Source organism: Roseateles sp. L2-2 (genome assembly GCF_050613215.1).
Classification (GTDB): Bacteria; Pseudomonadota; Gammaproteobacteria; order Burkholderiales; family Burkholderiaceae_C; genus Roseateles; species Roseateles noduli.
In genome coordinates this window covers 4,277,451-4,297,405 of the sequence record NZ_CP192509.1, presented here as the reverse complement: position 1 = coordinate 4,297,405, position 19,955 = coordinate 4,277,451, and the positions used below count along the sequence as shown (strand labels likewise).

The following is a 19,955-nucleotide window of genomic DNA, read 5'->3' as shown; positions in this document are numbered from 1 at the left end:
CTCGCGGTTACTGCTTCGAGCGGAGCTCGGAATAGAGGTAGGGAACGACGATGGCGGCGATCGTGGCCAGCATCACCGTGGCGCTGGCCGCGCCCAGGCCGATCTGGCCGCGCGAGAACGCCATCGTGTACATGAAGGTCGCCGGCAGGTCGGTGGCGTAGCCGGGGCCGCCCGCGGTCAGCGCCATCACGAGGTCGAAGCTCTTGATGGCGATGTGCGCCACGACCATCAGCGTCGAGAAGAACACCGGCCGCAGCGTCGGGATGATGATGCGCCAGTAGATCCGCGGCAGCGAGGCGCCGTCGACCTGCGCGGCCTTGATGATCGAATCGTCGATGCCGCGCAGTCCCGCCAGGAACAGCGCCATCACGAAGCCCGCGGACTGCCACACGCCGGCGATGACCACGCAGTAGATCGCCATGTCCGGATCGACCAGCCAGCCGAAGCTGAAGTTCTCGAAGCCCCACTGCTGCATCAGGTGCTCGATGCCCAGACCCGGGTTGAGGATCCACTTCCACGCCGTGCCCGTCACGATGAAGGACAGCGCCATCGGGTACAGGTACACCGTGCGCAGCACGCCTTCGCCGCGGATCTTCTGGTCCAGCAGGATGGCCAGCAGCAGGCCCACGGCCATCGCGCCGCCGATGAACAGCCCGCCGAAGATGCCGAGGTTGGTCAGCGCCAGCCACCAGCGCTCGTTGTCGAACAGCGCGCGGTACTGGTCCAGGCCGACGAACTCGTAGTTCGGCAGCAGCCGCGACGCGGACAGCGACAGGTAGCCGTTCCACGCCATCAGGCCGTAGATGAACAGGAAGGAGACGAGGAAGGTCGGCGCGACCACCAGCTTGGGAAGCCAGGGACTGCGGGGGGCTCGGGAAGCGGACATGCGGAGGAGCGGACCTGAGGAACGCGCCGCGGACGGCGCGTCGGGACAACGGAGCGGGGGCGGTCCGGCCGGTGCGGCGGAGCCGCCCCCTCGGGGTCGGCGTCGCCCGCGCCGCCGACCAGGTCGACGACACGGGCGACGCCGGTGACGCTTACTTCGTCTTGGCGGCCGACGCCAGTTTCGTCTGCGCCTCCTTGGCCGTCATCTTGTCGCTGTTCCAGAACTGGCTCACGACGTCCTTCATCGCGCCTTCGGCCGCGGCGGGGACCGCCATGCCGTGGGCGATGGAGGGCACCAGGGTGCCGGTCTTGGCGTCGGCGGCGAAGTCCGCGGCGGACTGCTTGGCGCAGTCGTCGAACTTGTCCATCTTCATGCCGGTGCGCACCGGGATCGAGCCCTTGTTCAGGTTGAACAGTTCCTGGAAGTCCGGCGACATGATCGCGGTGGCCAGGTCCTGCTGGGCCTTCTCGTTGGCGGCGTTCTTCAGCTTGAACAGCGCGAAGGAGTCGATGTTGAAGGTGAAAGCCTTCTGCGTGCCCGGGGCGGCGACGCACAGCACGTCCTTGCCCGGCGTCTTGCCCGCGGCGACCCACTCGCCCTTGGCCCAGTCGCCCATGATCTGCATGCCGGCCTCGCCCTTGATCACCATCGCGGTGGCCAGGTTCCAGTCGCGGCCCGACGCGTTCTTGTCGGTGTAGTCCTTGATGCGCTTGAAGGTCGTCAGCACCTTCTCCATCTGCGGGCCGGTCAGCGTGGCCGGGTCCAGCTGCACCAGCGCCTTCTTGTAGAAGTCGGTGCCGCCCACGCCCAGGGCGACCGCCTCGAAGGTGGTGAAGTCCTGCCAGTTCTGGCCGCCGTGCGCCACGGGGATCAGGCCGGCCTTCTTCAGCGCCTCGGCGGTGACGAAGAACTCGTCCCAGGTCGTGGGCAGCTTGGCGTTCGCCTTCTTCAGCGCTTCAGGATTGACCCACAGCCAGTTCACGCGGTGCACGTTGACCGGCGCGGCGATGTAGTGGCCCTGGTACTTCATGATGTTGGCGACCACGGGCGGGATCACCTCGTCCCACTTGCCGGCCTTGGCGACGGCGTCGACGTTGGTCAGCACGCCTTCGGCGGCCCATTCCTGCAGGGACGGGCCCTTGATCTGCGCGGCGGCCGGGGCGTTGCCCGAGACCACGCGCGACTTCAGCACCGTCATGGCGGAGTCGCCGCCGCCGCCGGCGACCGCGAAGTCCTTCCAGGTGTGGCCCTGCTTCTGCAGCGTGGCCTTCAGCGCGGTGGCGGCCTTGGCCTCGCCGCCGCTGGTCCACCAGTGCAGGACCTCGACCTCGCCGGCCTGGGCCGCGCCGGCGGCCATCAGCGCGCACAGCGCGGCGGCCTGGGACAGTTGCTTGAGCTTCATCATTCGGTTGTCTCCATCTCTGCGGGAAAAGGGTCGGGACTTGCGTCGACCGTCGTCTGCGATGTTGTCATGGGATGTCGGATGAGGCGGGGCGACCGGCGCTCCCGGACCTCTTCCGACCGGGTTCAGGCGTCAGAACCAGACTTCGACCTGGGCACCGAAGCTGGTGCCCGAGGTTTCGCCGGCGTAGCCGTCCACGCCGGTGATGTTGCCCGCGGCCTTGTTCCACTTGGCGTGGGTGACGTAGAGGCGGAACTCGGGTCGGTCCATCAGCGCCGGGCCGGTGGACAGCGTGGGGGCGAAGGTCACCTTGGTCAGGCGGGCGCGCTGGCCGCCGTCGGGCTTGTACTGCGACACGCCGGCTTCGCCCAGCAGCTTGAAGTTGCGGGTCACGCCGTAGGACAGGCGACCGCCGACGGAGGTGGACACCGTGGCCTTGCCGGCGTTGTCCTTCTCGTTGGCCCACAGCAGCATGCCCATGCCGCCCCACGCGCCCTGCTGGAAGTTCACCGATTCGACGACGCGGAACTTCTTGGCCGCGGAGGTGTCGGTCTGGTTGCCGAAGTTGGAGTTCAGGCCGGTGGAGCCCTGGGCGTACTGCACCCACAGCACGTTGTTGAAGTCGGAGCCGAACAGCTTGGCCTGGACGTGCTTGGCGGTCAGGCCCCAGCCGTTGGTGCCGCCGGCGAACTGCGACTTGGTGGCGGTGCCGAAGAAGGCCAGCGTGCCGTCGGTGTTGGAGTTGATGTCCACGTACTCGACGTTGCCGCGGTGGGCCGGACGCTGGTTGTTGTCCTTGTCGTTGGTGTAGTACGCGACGCCGAGCTTGCCCGGGCCGACGTTGAGGCCCTTGAAGCCGGCGCCGATGCCGGCCATCTCGGTGAAGTAGGTGTCGACGATGTGGACGTCGCCGCGACGGCCGCGTTCCTTGCCGGCCCAGACGGTGGCCTCGGGGGCGAAGTCGAAGCCCTTGGCCTCGGCGTACATCTGCGCCAGGCGCAGCTGCTTGGTGTCGTCGGCGTCCGAATGCGGGTTGTAGTAGTCCGTCATCAGCACGACCTTGTAGTCGATGCCGTCCTTCTTGAAGCCCTGGGCGAGCTGGAACTCGCCGTAGATGTCGCACTCGTTGCCGAGGCGGTACTTCATGCCGGCCGTGCCGCCCTGCAGGGCGTAGCAGGCGCGGCTGGCGCCGCCCTTGGTGGTGCCGCCGGGGCCGGCGCGGAAGTAGCCGGTGTAGTCCAGGGCGTGGGCGGAGCCGGCGGCCATCAGCAGGCCGGCGGCGGTCGCGAGCGACGAGAGCGTGGTGGTGCGCAGACGCGAGGTACGGGTCATGTTCAGTCTCCGGTTGTCTCCGATCGACGGTGCTCCGGGCGTGCCGCCGTTAATCGGACGTTTATCTTTCTTGCATGCGGGCTGAACTTTAATAATTCATTAATGAAACTATATTGGTGCTTACCACTAGCGTTCTGGTGCATGAAGGGAGCCGCTTCCGGGCGCAGGGCGTGTCATCGGAACGGTCTTGGTGCGTCAGGACGGGCGCCCTGCGCGCAGGTTCGAGGGAGCAGGCGCGGTGGCTGGGCCTGCGAAGACGGTCGTGCGAGGACGGACGCGGGGAGGGCTCAGGCGGCCAGGGGCAGGCTCATGGACACGCGCAGCCCGCGCGGCCGGGCCGCGGAGAGCGCGATGCGACCGCCGTGGCGCTCGACGATCTCCTTGACGATCGCCAGGCCGAGGCCGCAGCCGTTGCCCTCGTGGGTGGCGCGGAAGAAGCGCTCGAAGACCTGCTCCCGCAGGTCTTCAGGGATGCCGGGGCCGTTGTCGGTGACGACGAGTTCGGCCCGGTCGGTGCCGCCTTCCGTGTGCAGCTGCACCTGCACGGTCACGCGGGCGCCGCGGCCTGCGTAGCGCAGGGCGTTGTCGACCAGGTTGACCAGCGCCTCGCGCAGCAGCAGCGGGATGCCGGTGATCTCGACGGGGCTGTCCTCCTGTTCATCGGCGAGGCCGGGCGCGCGGGGTTCGCCGGGTTCGGTGATGGGCTCCTCGAGCTGCGACGCGGACGCGCAGTCCGGATCGCAGTCGGGGCCGTCATAACCCAGATCCACGTTCTGCTGGAGCGCGCGCGGCACCAGCTCCGCGGTGACCTCGCGGGCCAGTCGGCCGAGGTCGAAGCGCACCGGCGTCTGGCGCGTCAGCGACTCCGGCTCGGTGCGCGCGAGCGCCAGCAACTGGTTGACCAGGTGGGCGCTGCGCGTGGCGCTCTCGTGCACGCGGGCCAGCCGCATCGTGAGGGGCCCGGGCGGCGCTTCGGCCAGCGCGAGTTCGCTCTGGCTCTTCAGGCCCGCCAGCGGCGTGCGGAGCTGGTGTGCGGCGTCGCTGATGAAGCGGCGCTGGCCCTGCACGTTGTGCCGCACGGCTTCGAGCAGGTCGTTGATCGCCTGCGCGAGCGAGCGCAGTTCCTGCGGCGCGGCGTCGAGCTCGATGGGGCGCAGGTCGTTGGGCTTGCGGCCTTCGACCAGGCGTCGCAGCCGCGCGATCGGCGCCAGGCCCGCGCCGACGCCGGCCCACACGATCATGCTCATCAGCACGATGAGCAGGGACAGCGGCAGCATCGTGTCGATCAGCAGCCGGCGCGCGAGCAGCTCGCGGTTGGCGCTGGAGCGCGCGACCTGCACCAGCATGGTCTGCTGGGCCTTGGGGTTCTCCCCGAACTGCAGGTAGAGCGCGGCGACGCGCACCGGCGAGGCGGTGCGCGCCTCCTCGGCGTCGATCTCGCCGTCGTAGAACTGCGCCTGGCCCAGCGGCGGGCTGGCGGGCTGCGCGGGCGGACTGGGCAGGTTGCGGTTGCCGAGGATGAACTTGCCCGGCGGCGAACTGACCGTGTAGAGCAGCTTGTCGCTGGGGTCGGCCTCGAGCACGTCCTGCGCGGCGCGCGGGAAGTCGATCAGCAGGCCGTTGCCCATGGGCTTGACCTGGCGCGCGAGCGAGCGCGTGGCCTGCAGCAGCGTGGCGTCGACGGCTTCGTTGGCATATCTCCCCGCGAGGCGGTAGCTGAAGACCGCGCCCGCGAGCCACAGCACGATCTGCGGCAGCAGCAGCCAGAGCAGCAGTTGCCGCTTGAGGGAAAACCGGGCGGGGGCCATCGGCGGGCGCGCGCTCAGGCGCGTTCCAGCTCCAGCAGGTAGCCCAGCCCGCGCACGGTGCGGATGGCCACCTGCGAGCCTTCGAGCTTGCGGCGCAGGCGGTGGATGTAGACCTCGACGGCGTTGGTGGCGGCGCCGCCGTCGGCGCTGCCGGCCGCGCCGGCGCCGGCCCCGTGGCGGTCGCCCGACCAGGCCTGGTTGATCTGCTCCTTCGTGATCACGCGACCCTGGTGCGTCAGCAGCAGGTCGAGCAGGTCGAACTCGCGCGGGCTGAGCTCCAGCATCTCGCCGCGCACCTGCGCGCTGCGGGTCTCGCGCTGCATGCTGAGCTGACCCAGCTCGGTGCTCGCCTTCAAGGCGCGGCTGCGACGGAGCAGGGCGCGCAGCCGGGCCTCCAGCTCGGGGAAGTCGAAAGGCTTGGTGAGGTAGTCGTCCGCGCCGGCGTTGAGCCCGGCGACGCGGTCCTCCAGGCTGTCCAGCGCCGTCAGGATCAGCACCGGCAAGGAGGCATCGGTCTGGCGCAGCTGTCTCAGCACCTCGATGCCGCCCACCATCGGCAAGCCGAGATCCAGCACCACCACGTCGAATTGCTGCTTGGCGAGCAGGTACTGGGCCACCGCACCGTTGGGCGCATGCTCCACGGAGAAGCCGCTGGCACGCATCTGTTCGCACAGGGCGTCAGCCAGGATCGCGTCGTCTTCGGCGAGCAGCAGGTTCATGAATGGAAGATTAACAGCCCGGCCGCGCGCACTGGCTTGGGGCAAGCCCGGGTCAACTTCAGGGCGTCACTCCAGCACGGGAGGCCCCGATGTAGGGCAACGCCTGACACGCGGTGACGACGATGCCCTCTCGCGCGGGGCCCGGGGGCTTCGGAATACTGCGCCCCATGAATGCCAGCGACCTCAAACAGACGCTCTGGCGCGTCGTCTACACCAAGAACGCGAACCTGCAGAGCAGCGGCGACGCGGCCGGGCCGTGGCATCCCGACAAGCGCCACATCGAGCAATGCGCGCATCGCATGCGGACGCTGCTCGCGCAGGAAGTCGGCATCCAGAGCAACGCGCAGGCCGCCAAGAACGCCTGCACCTGGCTGAGCACCGGCTGAGCGCCGGTTGAGCGCGGGCTGAGCGCCGGTTGAGCGCCGGTTGAGCGCATAAGCACAGACGAATTTCTCGCTTCGGTCCGCGCGGGCGGACAGGAACACTCGGCGTCATCGCGCATAGCCGCCTCCGAGTTCCTCCCCGCCGATGACCGCTCCCGTGCTGCAGCGTCTTGACGACGCTTCCCCGACTTCTCCCGACGCTACGCCTGTCGGCCGTGCCGGCCCCGTCGGCGATGCCGGTGATGTCGGTCCGGCGGCGTCCTCGTTGGCCGAGCTGCTGGGGTCAGGCGTTGACCGCCTCGTCGAGCAACTCGCCGCCACGGCCGTGCAGCGCGACCGCGAGGGCGGCCACGCCGCCGAGCAGCGCGAACTGATCCGCGCCAGCGGCCTGCTCGCGCTGACGATTCCCGAGGCGCACGGCGGCCTGGGCGGCGGCCTCCCCGAGTTCTTCCAGGTCGTGCGCCGCGTGGCGCGCGTCGACAGCGCGCTGGCCCACGTGCTGGCCTTCCACCATCTGCAGCTGTTCGGCGTGTCGTTGTATGGCGGCCCCGCGGCGACGGCGCACGGCGCGCGCCATCTGCGTGAGACGGCCGAGCAGCGCCTGTTCTGGGGCAATGCGCTCAATCCCGCCGACACGCGGCTGACCGCCGTCCGTGATGAACGCGAGGGCGCCGGCTGGCGCCTGGACGGCGTGAAGAGCTTCTGCTCCGGCGCACTGGGCTCGGACCGGCTGACGGTGTCGGCGACGACGGGCGACGGCGGTTTCCTGATCGGCATCGTGCCGACGCGGCGCGAGGGCGTGCACGTCGAGCAGGACTGGGACGCCTTCGGCCAGCGCCAGACGGACAGCGGCACGGTGCGCTTCGACGCGGTGCGGCTGGACGACGACGAGCTGCTGCAGGTGCCGGGCCAGAGCCCGACGCCGCGCGCGACGCTGCGCTCGCAGATCGCTCAGCTGATCATGACCCACCTGTACCTCGGCATCGGCGAGGGCGCCTTCGACGAGGCGCGCCGCTACACGGCCACGCGCGGCCGGGCCTGGTCGGCCTCGGGCGTGGCGCGCGCGGTCGACGACCCGCTGGTGCAGCACCGCTACGGCGACCTGTGGCTGAAGGTGAGGGCGGCGCAGGCCGTCGCCGCCGATGCGGTCGACCTGCTGCGGCGCGCGCTGGCGCTTGGCGACGCGCTGACCGCACAGGAGCGCGGCGAGGTCGCGCTCGCGGGCGCCGAGGCCAAGGTGCTCGCCCACCGCGCCGGCGTGGAGGTCTCGAGCCAGTTGTTCGAGCTGACCGGCGCGCGCAGCACGTCGGCCGAGTTCGGCCTGGACCGCTTCTGGCGCAACGCGCGGGTGCACACGCTGCACGACCCGGTCGACTACAAGCTGCGCGACCTGGGCCGCTTCTTCCTCGACGGCCGGATCCCCGATCCGACGGCGTATTCCTGATCGAGGAGGTGCCATGAGCGACCCGAAGAACGATCCGAACGACGACCGGAAGCGTCATCCAGAGCGCATCGGGAGGAGCGATCAGAAGAGCGATCCGCTGATCCGCCTCGACGGCGTGTCGAAGTCCTTCGCGCTGCCCGACGGGCGGCGTTTCGACGCCGTGCGCGACGTGAGCCTGTCCGTGCGTCCCGGCGAGATCCGCGGCCTCATCGGCAAGAGCGGCGCGGGCAAGTCCACGCTGCTGCGGCTGATCAACCTGCTGGAGCGCCCCGACGCGGGCCGGGTGCATGTGGCCGGCCGCGAACTGACTGCGCTGAAGCCGGCGGAACTCCGCCGCGAACGGCAGCGGCTGGGGATGATCTTCCAGCAGTTCAACCTGCTGCAGAACGCGACCGCGGCGGAGAACGTCGCCTTCCCGCTGCAGCTGCATGCGGGGCGCTCGCGCCGCGAGATCGCCGACCGCGTCGCCGAATGCCTGGCGCTGGTCGGACTGACCGACAAGGCCGACCAGTACCCGGCGCAGCTCAGCGGCGGACAGAAGCAGCGCGTCGCGATCGCGCGGGCGCTGGCGCCGCAGCCCGACGTGCTGCTGTGTGACGAACCGACGTCCGCACTCGACGCCGAGACCACGCGCGAGCTGCTCGCCACGCTGGCCGACATCAACGCGCGGCTGGGCGTCACCCTCGTGATCGTCACGCATGAGCTCGAAGTCGTGCAGGCGCTGTGCCGCCGCGCCGCGGTGATCGCGGACGGCCGGCTGGTCGAGCAGTTCGACGTCGTCGATGCGACGCGGGTGGCGACCTCGCCGCTGGGTCTGGCGCTGGCGCGCCTGCAGCGCCAGGCCGCGAACCTCGCCGCGCTGGACGCCTCGGCGCTGGCGACGTCCGAGGTCATCGCGTCCATCGGACGCCGGGAGGTCCGCCATGCTTGAGAACCTCGTCGCGCTGCTGCCCGAGATCTGGATCGCGCTCGGCCAGACCGGCCTGATGCTCGCCATCGGCCTGGGCGCCGCGGTGCTGTTCGGCGGTCCGCTGGGCGTGCTGCTGTTCCTGCTGAGCCCGGGCCAGTCGCTGTCGGGCTACCGCGGCGCCGGGCTGCTGCACCGTCTGGTCAACGCGGTGGTGAACACCGTGCGCAGCTTCCCCTTCATCATCCTGCTGGTCGCGCTGGTGCCGATCACGCGCGTGATCGCGGGCACCTCGATCGGCCCGCTGGCCGCGGCGGTGCCGCTGTCCTTCGCGGCGATCCCGTACTTCGCGCGCCTGGTCGAGCAGTGCCTGCGCGAGGTGCCGCGCGGCGTCATCGAGGCCGCGCACGCGATGGGCGCCTCCGAGACGCAGATCGTGCTGCGCGTGCTGGTGCGCGAGGCGCGCGCCGGCCTGGTGGGCGCGCTGACGGTGCTGGCGATCAGCTTCCTGTCGTACTCGGCGGTGGCCGGCGTGGTCGGCGGCGGCGGCATCGGCGACCTCGCGATCCGCTACGGCTACTACCGCTTCCAGACCGACGTCATGGTGCTGACGGTCGCGATCCTCGTCGTGCTGGTGCAGCTGATCCAGTTCACCGGGCAACGCGTGGCGCGGAGGCTCGACAAGCGCTGAGCGCCGCGCGCACCTTTCCTCCCGTCCGCCTGTTGTTCATTTCCGCCCGTTGTTCTCCTCTTCCTCCCGGACCTCCAAGGACTCCCCGATGACATTCGCCCGCCGCACGCTGCTGGCCCTCGCGCTCACCGCTTCCGCCTCTGCCGCCGTCCTCTTCGCGCCCGTCGTCCAGGCGCAGGACAGGAAGGAGATCACCATCGGCGCGACTGCCGGCTCCAACATCGAGGTGCTGCGCCAGGGCATCAAGCCGCTGCTGGAGAAGCGCGGCTACACGGTCAAGCTGGTCGAGTTCAACGACTACGTGCAGCCCAACATCGCGTTGGCGCAGGGCGCGCTGGACGCCAACTTCTTCCAGCACATCACCTACCTGAACCGCTTCCGCGAGGATCGCAAGCTGGACATCGTGGACGTGGTGCAAGGGCCGATGGCGCCGTTCGGCATCTATTCGAAGAAGCGCAAGAGCCTGGCCGACGTGAAGCCGGGCGACCGCATCACGCTGGCCAACGATCCGGCCAATCTGGCGCACGGCCTGGCGCTGCTGGCCGACCAGAAGCTGCTGACGCTCAAGCCCGGCGCCGATCCGATCCGCGTGACGGAGAAGGACATCGCCGCCAACCCGCTCAACCTGAAGCTGCAGCCGATCGAGGCCGCGCAGATCCCGCGCACGCTGGACGACGCGGAGTACGCGATCGTCAACGGCAACTTCGCGATCTCCAGCGGGCTGAAGCTGACCGACGCGCTGCTGCTGGAGAAGACGCCCGACCACTACATGCTGGTGCTGGCGGTGAAGGGCAAGGACAAGCAGGCGCCGTGGACCCTGGCGCTGGCGGACGCCTTCCGCGCGCCGGAGTTCAAGGCGGTGCTGGTGCAGAAGTTCCCCGGCTACGCACGGCCGGCGTTCCTGCAATGAGCGGCAACGAGCTGCGGCCCGATGCTGGGCGCGCCGTGGGCGCGGTGGACAAGCCGATCCGTTTCAACGCCTTCGCGATGAACACGGTCGGTCACCAGTCGCCCGGGCTGTGGACGCACCCGCGCGACGAGTCGCATCGCTACACCGAGCCCGAGTACTGGATCGAGCTGGCGCGGCTGCTGGAACGCGGCGGCTTCGACAGCGTGTTCCTGGCCGACGTGCTGGGCGTCTACGACGTGCACGGCGGATCGCCCGACGCTGCGCTGCGCCATGCGGTGCAGGTGCCGCTCAACGATCCGCTGGCGCTGGTGCCGCTGATGGCGTCGGTGACGAAACACCTCGGCTTCGGCGTGACGGTCGCGCTGACCTACGAGCCGCCGTACAGCTTCGCGCGGCGCATCTCGACGCTGGACCATCTGACGAAGGGCCGCATCGGCTGGAATATCGTCACCGGCTACCTCGACAGCGCGGCGCGCAACCTTGGTCAGACGGGGCAGCGCGCGCACGACGAGCGTTACGACCTGGCCGACGAGTACCTGGACGTCGTCTACAAGCTGTGGGAACTCAGCTGGGAGGACGGCGCGGTCAAGCGCGACAAGGCGGGCCGCGTGTTCACCGACCCGGCCAAGGTCCATGCGATCAACCATCGCGGCGAGCACTACCGCGTGCCCGGCGTGCACCTGTGCGAGCCGTCGCCGCAGCGCACGCCGGTGCTGTTCCAGGCCGGCACGTCGAGCCGCGGCCGCGCCTTCGCCGGCCGGCATGCGGAGTGCGTCTTCGTCAGCGGTCCCAGCGCCTCCGTCGTGAAGGGCTACGTGAGCGGCCTGCGCGATGCGGTCGCCGAGTCGGGCCGTGCGCGCGACGACGTGCTGATCTACGGCCAGGCGCTGATCATCACGGCGCCCACGAGTGCCGAGGCCCACGCGAAGCATGAGGACCTGAAGTCCCACATCGACATCGAGGCCGCGCTGGCCTTGCTGTCGGGCTGGACGGGCGTCGACTTCAGCCGGTATCCGCTGGACGCGACCATCGACTACCTCGACACCCAGGCGGGGCGCACGGCGCTGGCCTCGTTCAGCAGCGCGGATCCGACGCGGCGCTGGACGGTGGGCGAAGCGGCCGCCTTCATCGGCCTGGGCGGGCGAGGGCCCGTCTTCGTCGGCGATCCGTCGGAGATCGCGGACCAGTTGATCGCGTGGCAGGACGCCACCGGCCTGGACGGCTTCAACCTCGCCTTCGCGCTGGCGCACGAGACCTTCCGCGACGTCGTCGATCTCGTGGTGCCCGAGCTGCGACGACGCGGTCGTTATCGACCCGAAGCGGGCGAGGGCGCCGATGTCGACGCCGAGCCGAAGACCCTGCGAGCGCGCCTGTTCGGCGAGGGCAATGGCCTCAAGCCGACGCACGCGGGACGTCGTGTCCGACTCGACGACCCGACTGCCGATGCCGCCGACGCTACGCCTCCTGCAGCAACCGCAGACGGTCGCGGCCCCACGCTCACTTCCCTGAACATTCCCCTGACGGAGCCCGTCGCATGACCCGCAAGACCGATTCGAAGAACAACAACCCGACACGTCGCGATGCGCTCGTCCTCGGCGCCGGCCTCGCGGCCGGGCTGGCCGCCGGCCCGCTGCGTGCGCAGGGCGCCGCGGCGCCGAAGGAGCTGAAGCTCGACTACGCCTACTACTCGCCGACCAGTCTGGTGCTGCGCCGTTTCGGCTGGCTGGAGGAGGACCTCGCCAAGGACGGCACGTCGGTGCGCTGGGTGCTGAGCCCCGGCAGCAATCGTGCGCTGGAGTACCTCAACGCCGGCAGCATCGACATCGGCTCCACCGCCGGGCTGGCCGCGTTGCTGGCGCGAGCGAACGGCAATCCGATCCGAGCGCCCTATATCTTCTCGCGCCCGGAGTGGACCGCGCTGGTCGTGCGTCCGGACTCCGGCATCCGATCGCTTGCGGACCTGAAGGGCAAGAAGATCGCGGCGACCAAGGGCACCGATCCCTATCTCTTCCTGCTGCGCGCGCTGCACACGGTGGGCCTGAAGCGCGGCGACATCGAGCACGTCGCGTTGCAGCACGCCGACGGACGCACGGCATTGGAGCAGGGCCGCGTCGACGCGTGGGCCGGGCTCGATCCGCTGATGGCGGCGAGCGAGCTCGACGCCGGATCGAAGCTGCTGTACCGCAACGTCGGGTTCAACACCTACGGGTTCCTGAACGTCCGCGAGGAGTTCCTGAACCGCAACCCGCAGACGGTGAAACGCGTGATCGCGGCCTACGAGCGGGCGCGTGCGTGGACGCTGGCGAATCCCTCGGACGCCGCCAAGATCCTGTCCGAGGAGGCCAAGGTCAGCCTGCCGGTGGCCCTGCTGCAGGTGAAGTTGCGCAGCGACTTCTCGCATCCGCAGCCCTCGGACGAGCACGTGAAGGCGCTGCAGGCCGCGGCGCCCATCCTGGCCGCGGAGCAGCTGGTGAAGCCCGGCGTCGACCTGAACCGCACGATCGCGGAACTGGTCGACACGCGCTTCGCCAACGGCCTGATCAAGGCCTGACCCCGCGATGCCATGAGCGAGACCAGAGCCGTGAGCGCCGATCCCGACCTCATCGCACGCGCCGTCTCGTCGCTCGGGCCGGTTCTGCCGGAGCAACCGGCGACGACGGATCGATCGACACCATCGAAGACCGCGTGGGAGTGGCCGACGTGGCTGCTCGGCGCGTTGCCCCCGGTGGTGGTGCTCGCGTTGGCGGAAGCCGCCGTGCGATTCGGATGGATCGCGCCGAATCTGCTGCCTGCGCCGAGCGACGTCGCCGCGGCGCTCGCGCAGATGCTGCGCGACGGCCAGCTGACGCAGCATGTCCTCGCGAGCACCTTGCGCGTGGCGGGAGGTTTCGCGTTGGGCGCCGTGCTGGCGGTGCTCCTCGGCGCGCTGGTCGGCCTGTCGGGCCTGGCGGCGGCCGTGCTCACGCCGAGCTTCCAGGCGCTGCGCGCGATTCCGTCGCTCGCGTGGGTGCCGCTGCTGCTGCTCTGGCTCGGCATCGACGAGGCCTCCAAGATCGCGCTGATCGCGATCGGCGCCTTCTTCCCCGTCTACATGGGCGTGTCCTCGGGCTTCCGCGACGTGGACCGCAAGCTGGTGGAGGTCGCGCGGCTGCGCGGGCTCGGCCGCGTGGCGCTGGCGCGCCGCGTGCTGCTGCCCGCCGCGCTGCCGGCGCTGCTCACGGGCCTGCGCAATGGACTGAGCCTGGCGTGGATGTTCATGGTCGCGGCGGAGCTGATCGCCGCGAGCCGCGGCCTGGGCTACCTGCTGACCGACGGCCGCGAGACCGGCCGCGCCGACCTGGTGATGGCGGCCATCGTGCTGCTGGCGCTGCTGGGCAAACTGACCGACAGCCTGATGGCCGCGGTCGAACAACGCGCGCTGCACTGGCGCGACAGCTTCGGAGGCCACGCATGAGCCTGTTGACCGTGTCCGTGCGCGCCAAGCGCTTCTCAGGGCGCAACGCCACCGCCAGCGTCGCCCATGCCGCCCCAGCCGATGGCGGCGGACCACCCCCCGTCCTGCAGGACGTCCACTTCGACCTGAAGGCGGGCGAGGTGCTCGGCCTGGTCGGTGCGAGCGGCTGCGGCAAGAGCACGCTGCTGCGCATCGCCGCCGGACTGGATCCCGACTTCGACGGCGAGGTGCGGCTGGCAGGTCGCGCGCGGCGAGGCCCGGACCGCGACATCGGCGTCGTGTTCCAGGAGCCGCGGCTGTTCCCGTGGCTCACGGTGGCGGAGAACGTCGGCTTCGACCTCGGCCAGGGCCGCGATGAAGCCTGGGTGGAGACGCTGCTGCGCGAGGTCGGCCTGAGCGAACTCGGCGAAGCGTTGCCGCGCCAGCTCTCCGGCGGGCAGGCGCAGCGCGCCGCGATCGCGCGGGCGCTCTACACGCGGCCGCGCGTGCTGCTGCTCGACGAGCCGTTCTCCGCGCTGGACGCCTTCACCCGCATGCGGCTGCAGGACCTCGTGCGCGAGGTCGCGGCAAGACATGGCACCAGCCTGATCCTCGTCACGCACGACGTGGAGGAGGCGGTGCTGCTGGCCGACCGCGTGCTGGTGCTGGGCGCGGCGCCGGGCCGCATCGTGCGGCGCATCGAGGTGCCGCTGGTGCATCCGCGCGGCCGCGGCAGCGCGGCCGTGGCCGACCTGCGCGGCGAGGTGCTGAGAGAGCTCGAACGCCTCTCCTGAGGCGACGCTTCTACGGCCGCGCCACGAGCGCCAGTCGCGCGCCGAAGCCGATGAGCATCGCGGCGAAGGTCCAGCGCTGCAGCGTTTCCGCGAAGGGTCGCCGCTGCATCCACTGGCGCATGGCGCCGCCCGCGAAGGCATAGAGGATGTCGAACGCGAGGCCGAGCGCCACCAGCACGATGCCCAGCAGCAGGAATTGCGCCCCGACGTGTCCGGCGCCGGCATCCACGAACTGCGGCAGCAGCACCGAGCAGAAGAGCAGCGCCTTGGGGTTAGTGATGTTGGTCAGGAGGCCTCGCCACATCGCGGCGCGATAGGCGCCGGACGAGGCGGCGCCCGTGTCGGAGTTCATGTCCGGCGCCAGGCTGGGCGCCCGCGCGATCTTGAGGCCGAGCCACACCAGGTAGACCACGCCGATGATCCGCACGACCTCGAAGGCCCAGGGCACCGCCTTGAGCAGCGCCGCCAGACCGACGGCGGCCAGGGTGACGTGGGCGGCGCGCGCGAGCCCCAGGCCGACTGCGGTCGCCAGTGCTTTGCGGCGGCCCTGCGTGCTCGCGGTCTGCAGCACCAGGACCATGTCCGGACCGGGGACCAGGTAGACGGCGACCAGCGCGCCGATGAAAACTCCGAGATTCGCCATGACCTGACCGTGAGCCGGTTCGCCGGGTAGTTGAGCAACGCCTGGCACTTTATCGAGGCTGGCTCCCGGATGCATTGCGAAGTGAGTCGTCGAGACCGCCTGGATTGGCATACTCTGCTCCGAAAGCAGTCATCGGATTCATTTCATGCCAATGTTGAAACTCGACAACCTCGACAGACGGATCCTCGCGGCGCTCCAGCGCGACGCCCGCCTGACCAACGTGCAACTGGCGGAGGAGGTCGGCCTCTCCCCGTCGCCCTGCCTGCGCCGCGTGCGCCTGCTGGAGGAAACCGGCGTCATCCGCGGCTATCACGCCAACCTGGACCGGGCCGGCGTCGGCCTGGGGCTGACGGTGTTCGTCGGCGTGCGGGTGGAGCGCCACCAGGACGTGACCTCGACGGCCTTCCGCGAAGCCGTCGCGGTGTTGCCGGAGGTGGTGTCCTGCCACCTCGTCTCGGGCGAATCGGACTTCCTGCTGCAGGTGGTGGTGACCGACCTGCCGGCCTATGAGCAGTTCCTGCTCGGCGTGCTGCTCAAGCTGCCCGGCGTCAGCGACATCCGCAGCAACTTCGCCATCGCCACGGTGAAGGCGCAGACGGAGATGCCGCTCGGGCATCTGCCGCAGGCGACGCAGTGACGATAAAAAACGCCCCGGACGTTGCCGTCCGAGGCGAATGGGTCGTGTGCCGAACGCACGACAACCCCTGGATCGTGATTCGCGCCGATGCGACACCGGCACGAGCCGGCGAAGCGTGGCGGGAACCGGCGCGAAAGCCGCGGGCGCGGCGCGCTTAGAAGCTGTACTGGGCGGACACCGCCAGGATGTCGCTGCCCACCTTGTAGGTGCCCTGCAGCGTGCTCGCCGACGGTGACGTCAGGTTGACGCTGGTGTCCTTGATGAACAGATGCGTGTAGCCCAGGCTGTAGGCCAGCTGCTTGCTGGCGCGCCAGGTCGCGCCCAGCGACAGCCACCGACGGCTGACGTCGGGCACGCGCACGTCGCGCACCGCATCGGTGACCGGCGTCTGGTCGTAAGCGAAGCCGCCGCGCAAGGTCCAGGCGTCGTTCATCCGGTACTCCGTGCCCACCGAGTAGAACGACGAATCCCGATAGCCGAATTCCAGCGTCTGGTTGGGCAGGTTGGACGCGAAGTCCAGCACCACCTTGTCGAACTTGTGCCACGCGGTGCGCGAGTAGTCCGCCATCACCGTCCATTGCGGGCTCAGCCGTTGGCTGATGCTGAGCGTCCATGACGAGGGCATCGTCAGCTCGGTGTCCACCGTGGTGTTCACGAAGGTGTTGGGCGCCGCCACCGACAGCACCGCGTTCGCCGCGGCGGGAATCGAGAAGCGCGCGTCCACGCCCTTGGCCTTGTGCCTGACCTCGGAGCGGTAGGCCAGGCCCACCGTCGTGCCGTCCACGGGGCGCAGCAATGCGCCCAGGGTGTAGCCGACCTCCGTGTTGTCGCCCTCGACGTCGAGCGTGCCGTCCGCGCTGGTGGGCAGGAAGCCCGGCACGCGCGAGGCCGCCAGCTGCGCGCCGAAGTCGACGGCGTTGCGCAGCTTGACGTCCAGTCGCTCCGCAAACACGGAAGCGCCCAGCGACAGGACGTCGCTGACCTGGTAGGCACCGGACACGCCGACGTCGATCACCTTCAGCGAGGTCTTCACGCCCTGGTAGCGACCCACCCAACCGTCGTCGTATTCGGTCTTGAAGCCGAAGGGCGCCGTCACGGAGAAGCCCAGACGGATCCGGTCCGTCACCGGCGCATGGAAGTACAGCGAGGGGACCACCGCGGTCTGTCCCGCGTCGCCGCCGTTCCCGCCCGACAAGGGGCGGCCCAGCGCGTCGCGGCCGGAGCCGTCGAACTTGGCCGAGTAGTTCACCACCGCGGCATCCGCCTGGATGAGGCGCCCGTCGAGCAGCGTCATCGCGGCGGGGTTGTTCGCGATCACGGAGGCATCGCCGCCCTCGCTGATCGACCCGGCGAAGGCGCGCCCCTGTCCGGCGGCGCTCTGCTCCTTGAGCTTGAAGGCCGCGGCATGGCCGAGGCTGGCGCAGGCAAGACCTGCCACCAGCGCGAGCACCGAGCGGGCATGGACCTCGATCAACTTCATTCGTCTGTCTCCTGTTCTTGGCCTTCAATGATTATGTTTGTCATCCAAAAAGTCAACGTTTAAATGATGATCGGCATCTATGTATAGTGCTCGTCTCGCACGCATCCACAGGCACGGCGACAGATGAAAGTCAGCAAGGCACAGGCGCAGGCCAACCGGGAGCACGTGGTCCGGACGGCGTCCAGCGTGTTCCGGGAGCGGGGATACGACGGCATCGGCGTCGTCGATCTGATGGCCGCGGCCGGCTTCACGCACGGGGGCTTCTACAAGCAGTTCCAGTCCAAGGCCGAGCTGATGGCGGAGTCGGCGGCCTGCGGCATCGCGCAGACCGCGGAGCAGACGGCGGGCATGACGGCGGTGGAGTTCGTCAGCTTCTATCTGTCGCGCGAGCATCGCGACTCGCCCGGGATGGGCTGCACGATGGCCGCGCTGGGCGGCGATGCGGCGCGTCAACCGGAGGCCGTGCGCAGCATGTTCGCCGACGGCGTCGAGCGTCTGCTCGCAGCGCTGAACCTGGAGGGCACCGTCCTGGAGCACGCGGACGCCGACGAGCGACGCACCCGGTGCCTGGGCATGTTCGCGCGTGCGATCGGCGCGATCGTCATGTCGCGCGCCTGCCCGGACGACTCGCCGCTGGCCGATGAAATCCTGACGACCTGCCGCGATGAGATCCTCGCGTCGCTGATCCCCGCGAAGGCGTCGTCGAGGCCCGCGCGCAAGCGATAGCCGCAAAGCGCCTAAGCATCGACGATCTCCTTCGTTCGGCGCGGGAGGGGCGGTTCGCAGAATGAGGCGGTTCCTGCTTCATTCCCCCCGCCATGACCGCCTCCGCCACTGCTTCGACGACCGACTTCCCCGGCTCGCCCGTCCTGCTGATCGCCGCCAGCCCCAGCGTGAAGTCGCGCTCCGGTGCCTTGCTCGGCGCCGCGGCGGAGCGGCTCCAGCATCACGGCCTGTCGACCCGCACGCTGCGGATCCGCGACCTGCCGGCGCAGCCGCTGCTGCACGCCGACTTCGAGAACGCCGAGATCCGCGCGGCCCTGGCCGCCGTCGCGCAGGCGCGCGTCGTCGTGCTCGCGACCCCCATCTACAAGGCCGCCTACAGCGGGCTGTTGAAGGTCTTCCTCGACCTGCTGCCGCAGGACGGCCTCGCCGGCAAGAGCGTCTGGACGCTGGCCACCGGCGGGAGCATGGCGCATCTGCTCGCGCTGGATTACGGCTTGCTGCCGGTGTTGTCGGCGCTGGGGGCGCGCTCGCATGTCGACGGCGTCTACGCCTGCGACGCGCAGATCGCCAAGGACGCTGCCGGTGAGTACCGCATCAACGACGACATCGCCCGCCGCCTGCTCGCCGGCGCGTCGCAGGTGCTGGACCGCGTGCCGGCGCCGCAGCCCGTCGAGCCGGTCTCGCGGCCCGCGCTGGTGCTCTGACCCTCTCCCGACCGACTTCTCACCTTTCAGGACCAACCACCATGACGCTCTTCCTCGACCGCCGCGGGGCCCTCGCCTTCGTCGCCGCGCTGACGGCCTCGCTCAGCCTGTTCTCCGGTGTCGCCAGCGCCCAGACGGCCGCCAAGCCCGCAGAAGTCCGCATCGGCTTCCAGAAGTACGGCACGCTCACCGTGCTGAAGGCCAAGGGCGATCTGGAGAAGCGCCTGAGCGCGCAGGGCATCGCCGTGAAGTGGACGGAGTTCCCCGCCGGCCCGCAGCTGCTGGAAGGCCTGAACGTCGGCTCCATCGACTTCGGCACCGTCGGCGAGGCGCCGCCGATCTTCGCGCAGGCCGCCGGCGCGGACCTGGTCTATGTCGCCAATCAACCGCCCGCGCCGACCGCCGAAGCGCTGATCGTGCCGAAGGACTCGCCCATCAAGACGCTCGCCGACCTGAAGGGCAAGAAGGTGGTGCTGAACAAGGGCTCCAACGTCCATTACCTGCTGGTCAAGCTGCTGGAGAAGCAGGGTCTGAAGTACACCGACATCAACGTCGTCTACCTGCCGCCCGCGGACGCACGCGCCGCCTTCGAGCGCGGCGCCGTCGACGCCTGGGTGATCTGGGATCCCTTCCTGGCCGCGGCGGAACGCCAGCTCGGCGCGCGCGTGGTGGCCGACGGCAAGGGCGTCGTCGCGAACCACCAGTTCTACCTGGCCGAGCGCGGCTACGCCGAGAAGTACCCGCAGGTGGTGCAGGCCATCATCGAGGAGCTCGCCAAGCTCGACCGCTGGTCCGAGAACAACAGCGCCGCGGTCGCCGCGCTGCTCGCGCCGCAGATCGGACTGGACCTCGCGACGACGGAAGTCGCCGCTGCACGCTTCGCCTACGGCATCCAGCCGATCACGCCGGCCATCGCCGCCGAGCAGCAGAAGATCGCCGACGCCTTCCATGCGCTCAAGCTGATCCCCAAGCCGATCCGCATCGCCGACGCGTTGCCGAAGTCGGTCCGCACCGCGGCCAAGTAAGCGACTCGCCACCCGCGCCCTGCACCCATCC

The 19,955-nt window shown here is 69.8% G+C and carries 20 protein-coding genes; 13 read left to right on the top strand and 7 right to left on the bottom strand.

All coding sequences use genetic code 11. The annotated features are described in order from the left end of the window. Positions 1–7 precede the first annotated feature (7 nt). The 5 genes from ACQZ13_RS19220 to ACQZ13_RS19200 all read right to left on the bottom strand — a co-directional run bounded on the left by ACQZ13_RS19220 (position 8) and on the right by ACQZ13_RS19200 (position 6,147). Positions 8–886 carry a carbohydrate ABC transporter permease gene (locus tag ACQZ13_RS19220; RefSeq protein WP_431047177.1) on the bottom strand — a complete coding sequence of 293 codons (879 nt, stop codon included), beginning with the start codon at positions 884–886 and terminating at the stop codon, positions 8–10. 151 nt (positions 887–1,037) lie between these two features. Beyond that, positions 1,038–2,291: an ABC transporter substrate-binding protein gene (locus tag ACQZ13_RS19215; protein WP_431047175.1), complete on the bottom strand. Its 1,254-nt coding sequence runs from the start codon at positions 2,289–2,291 to the stop codon at positions 1,038–1,040. Between the two features lie 129 nt (positions 2,292–2,420). Next, positions 2,421–3,620: a maltoporin gene (locus ACQZ13_RS19210; protein ID WP_088408278.1), complete on the bottom strand. Its 1,200-nt coding sequence runs from the start codon at positions 3,618–3,620 to the stop codon at positions 2,421–2,423. Between the two features lie 287 nt (positions 3,621–3,907). Continuing rightward, on the bottom strand, positions 3,908–5,428 hold the full coding sequence (locus tag ACQZ13_RS19205; RefSeq protein WP_431047172.1) for a sensor histidine kinase: 1,521 nt from the start codon (positions 5,426–5,428) through the stop codon (positions 3,908–3,910). Between the two features lie 14 nt (positions 5,429–5,442). Then, on the bottom strand, positions 5,443–6,147 hold the full coding sequence (locus ACQZ13_RS19200) for a response regulator transcription factor (RefSeq protein ID WP_431047170.1): 705 nt from the start codon (positions 6,145–6,147) through the stop codon (positions 5,443–5,445). A 167-nt stretch (positions 6,148–6,314) separates the two neighbouring features. On the opposite strand from ACQZ13_RS19200, the gene ACQZ13_RS19195 reads away from it, so the two are divergent. The 9 genes from ACQZ13_RS19195 to ACQZ13_RS19155 all read left to right on the top strand — a co-directional run bounded on the left by ACQZ13_RS19195 (position 6,315) and on the right by ACQZ13_RS19155 (position 14,709). Next, a complete protein-coding gene (locus ACQZ13_RS19195) occupies positions 6,315–6,533 on the top strand; it encodes a hypothetical protein (RefSeq protein ID WP_431047168.1) in 219 nt (72 codons plus the stop codon). Between the two features lie 142 nt (positions 6,534–6,675). Then, entirely contained in the window at positions 6,676–7,974 is a 1,299-nt protein-coding gene (locus tag ACQZ13_RS19190) for an acyl-CoA dehydrogenase family protein (protein WP_431047166.1), read from the top strand. Between the two features lie 13 nt (positions 7,975–7,987). Beyond that, complete coding sequence (locus tag ACQZ13_RS19185; protein ID WP_431047164.1) at positions 7,988–8,905, top strand: methionine ABC transporter ATP-binding protein; 918 nt, start codon at positions 7,988–7,990, stop codon at positions 8,903–8,905. Beyond that, positions 8,898–9,572, top strand: coding sequence for a methionine ABC transporter permease (locus tag ACQZ13_RS19180; RefSeq protein WP_431047162.1), 675 nt, complete (start codon positions 8,898–8,900; stop codon positions 9,570–9,572). The genes ACQZ13_RS19185 and ACQZ13_RS19180 overlap by 8 nt, the downstream gene beginning before the upstream one ends. Before the next feature lie 88 nt (positions 9,573–9,660). Continuing rightward, complete coding sequence (locus ACQZ13_RS19175) at positions 9,661–10,482, top strand: MetQ/NlpA family ABC transporter substrate-binding protein (RefSeq protein ID WP_431047160.1); 822 nt, start codon at positions 9,661–9,663, stop codon at positions 10,480–10,482. Between the two features lie 44 nt (positions 10,483–10,526). Next, positions 10,527–12,020 (top strand): LLM class flavin-dependent oxidoreductase, encoded by a 1,494-nt coding sequence (locus tag ACQZ13_RS19170; RefSeq protein ID WP_431053294.1) that lies wholly within the window; start codon positions 10,527–10,529, stop codon positions 12,018–12,020. Further along, positions 12,017–13,033: an aliphatic sulfonate ABC transporter substrate-binding protein gene (locus ACQZ13_RS19165; protein WP_431047158.1), complete on the top strand. Its 1,017-nt coding sequence runs from the start codon at positions 12,017–12,019 to the stop codon at positions 13,031–13,033. Before ACQZ13_RS19170 ends, ACQZ13_RS19165 begins: the two co-directional genes overlap by 4 nt. Before the next feature lie 12 nt (positions 13,034–13,045). Continuing rightward, a complete protein-coding gene (locus ACQZ13_RS19160; RefSeq protein WP_431047156.1) occupies positions 13,046–13,936 on the top strand; it encodes an ABC transporter permease in 891 nt (296 codons plus the stop codon). Next, entirely contained in the window at positions 13,933–14,709 is a 777-nt protein-coding gene (locus ACQZ13_RS19155; protein WP_431047154.1) for an ABC transporter ATP-binding protein, read from the top strand. Before ACQZ13_RS19160 ends, ACQZ13_RS19155 begins: the two co-directional genes overlap by 4 nt. A gap of 10 nt (positions 14,710–14,719) precedes the next feature. Here the strand turns inward: ACQZ13_RS19155 and ACQZ13_RS19150 are convergent, their stop codons facing one another. Then, on the bottom strand, positions 14,720–15,352 hold the full coding sequence (locus tag ACQZ13_RS19150; protein ID WP_431047152.1) for a LysE family translocator: 633 nt from the start codon (positions 15,350–15,352) through the stop codon (positions 14,720–14,722). Between the two features lie 145 nt (positions 15,353–15,497). Here ACQZ13_RS19150 and ACQZ13_RS19145 point away from each other — a divergent pair, with 145 nt between their 5' ends. Continuing rightward, on the top strand, positions 15,498–15,989 hold the full coding sequence (locus ACQZ13_RS19145; RefSeq protein WP_431047150.1) for an Lrp/AsnC family transcriptional regulator: 492 nt from the start codon (positions 15,498–15,500) through the stop codon (positions 15,987–15,989). Between the two features lie 154 nt (positions 15,990–16,143). Here ACQZ13_RS19145 and ACQZ13_RS19140 read toward each other — a convergent pair whose 3' ends face one another. Next, positions 16,144–17,469 carry an outer membrane protein transport protein gene (locus ACQZ13_RS19140; protein ID WP_431047148.1) on the bottom strand — a complete coding sequence of 442 codons (1,326 nt, stop codon included), beginning with the start codon at positions 17,467–17,469 and terminating at the stop codon, positions 16,144–16,146. 123 nt (positions 17,470–17,592) lie between these two features. On the opposite strand from ACQZ13_RS19140, the gene ACQZ13_RS19135 reads away from it, so the two are divergent. From ACQZ13_RS19135 to ACQZ13_RS19125, 3 genes are all read left to right on the top strand, one after another. After that, complete coding sequence (locus ACQZ13_RS19135; protein ID WP_431047146.1) at positions 17,593–18,195, top strand: TetR/AcrR family transcriptional regulator; 603 nt, start codon at positions 17,593–17,595, stop codon at positions 18,193–18,195. A 92-nt stretch (positions 18,196–18,287) separates the two neighbouring features. After that, complete coding sequence (ssuE, locus tag ACQZ13_RS19130) at positions 18,288–18,899, top strand: NADPH-dependent FMN reductase (protein WP_431047144.1); 612 nt, start codon at positions 18,288–18,290, stop codon at positions 18,897–18,899. A gap of 41 nt (positions 18,900–18,940) precedes the next feature. After that, positions 18,941–19,924 (top strand): sulfonate ABC transporter substrate-binding protein, encoded by a 984-nt coding sequence (locus ACQZ13_RS19125; protein WP_431047142.1) that lies wholly within the window; start codon positions 18,941–18,943, stop codon positions 19,922–19,924. Positions 19,925–19,955: the final 31 nt, after the last annotated feature.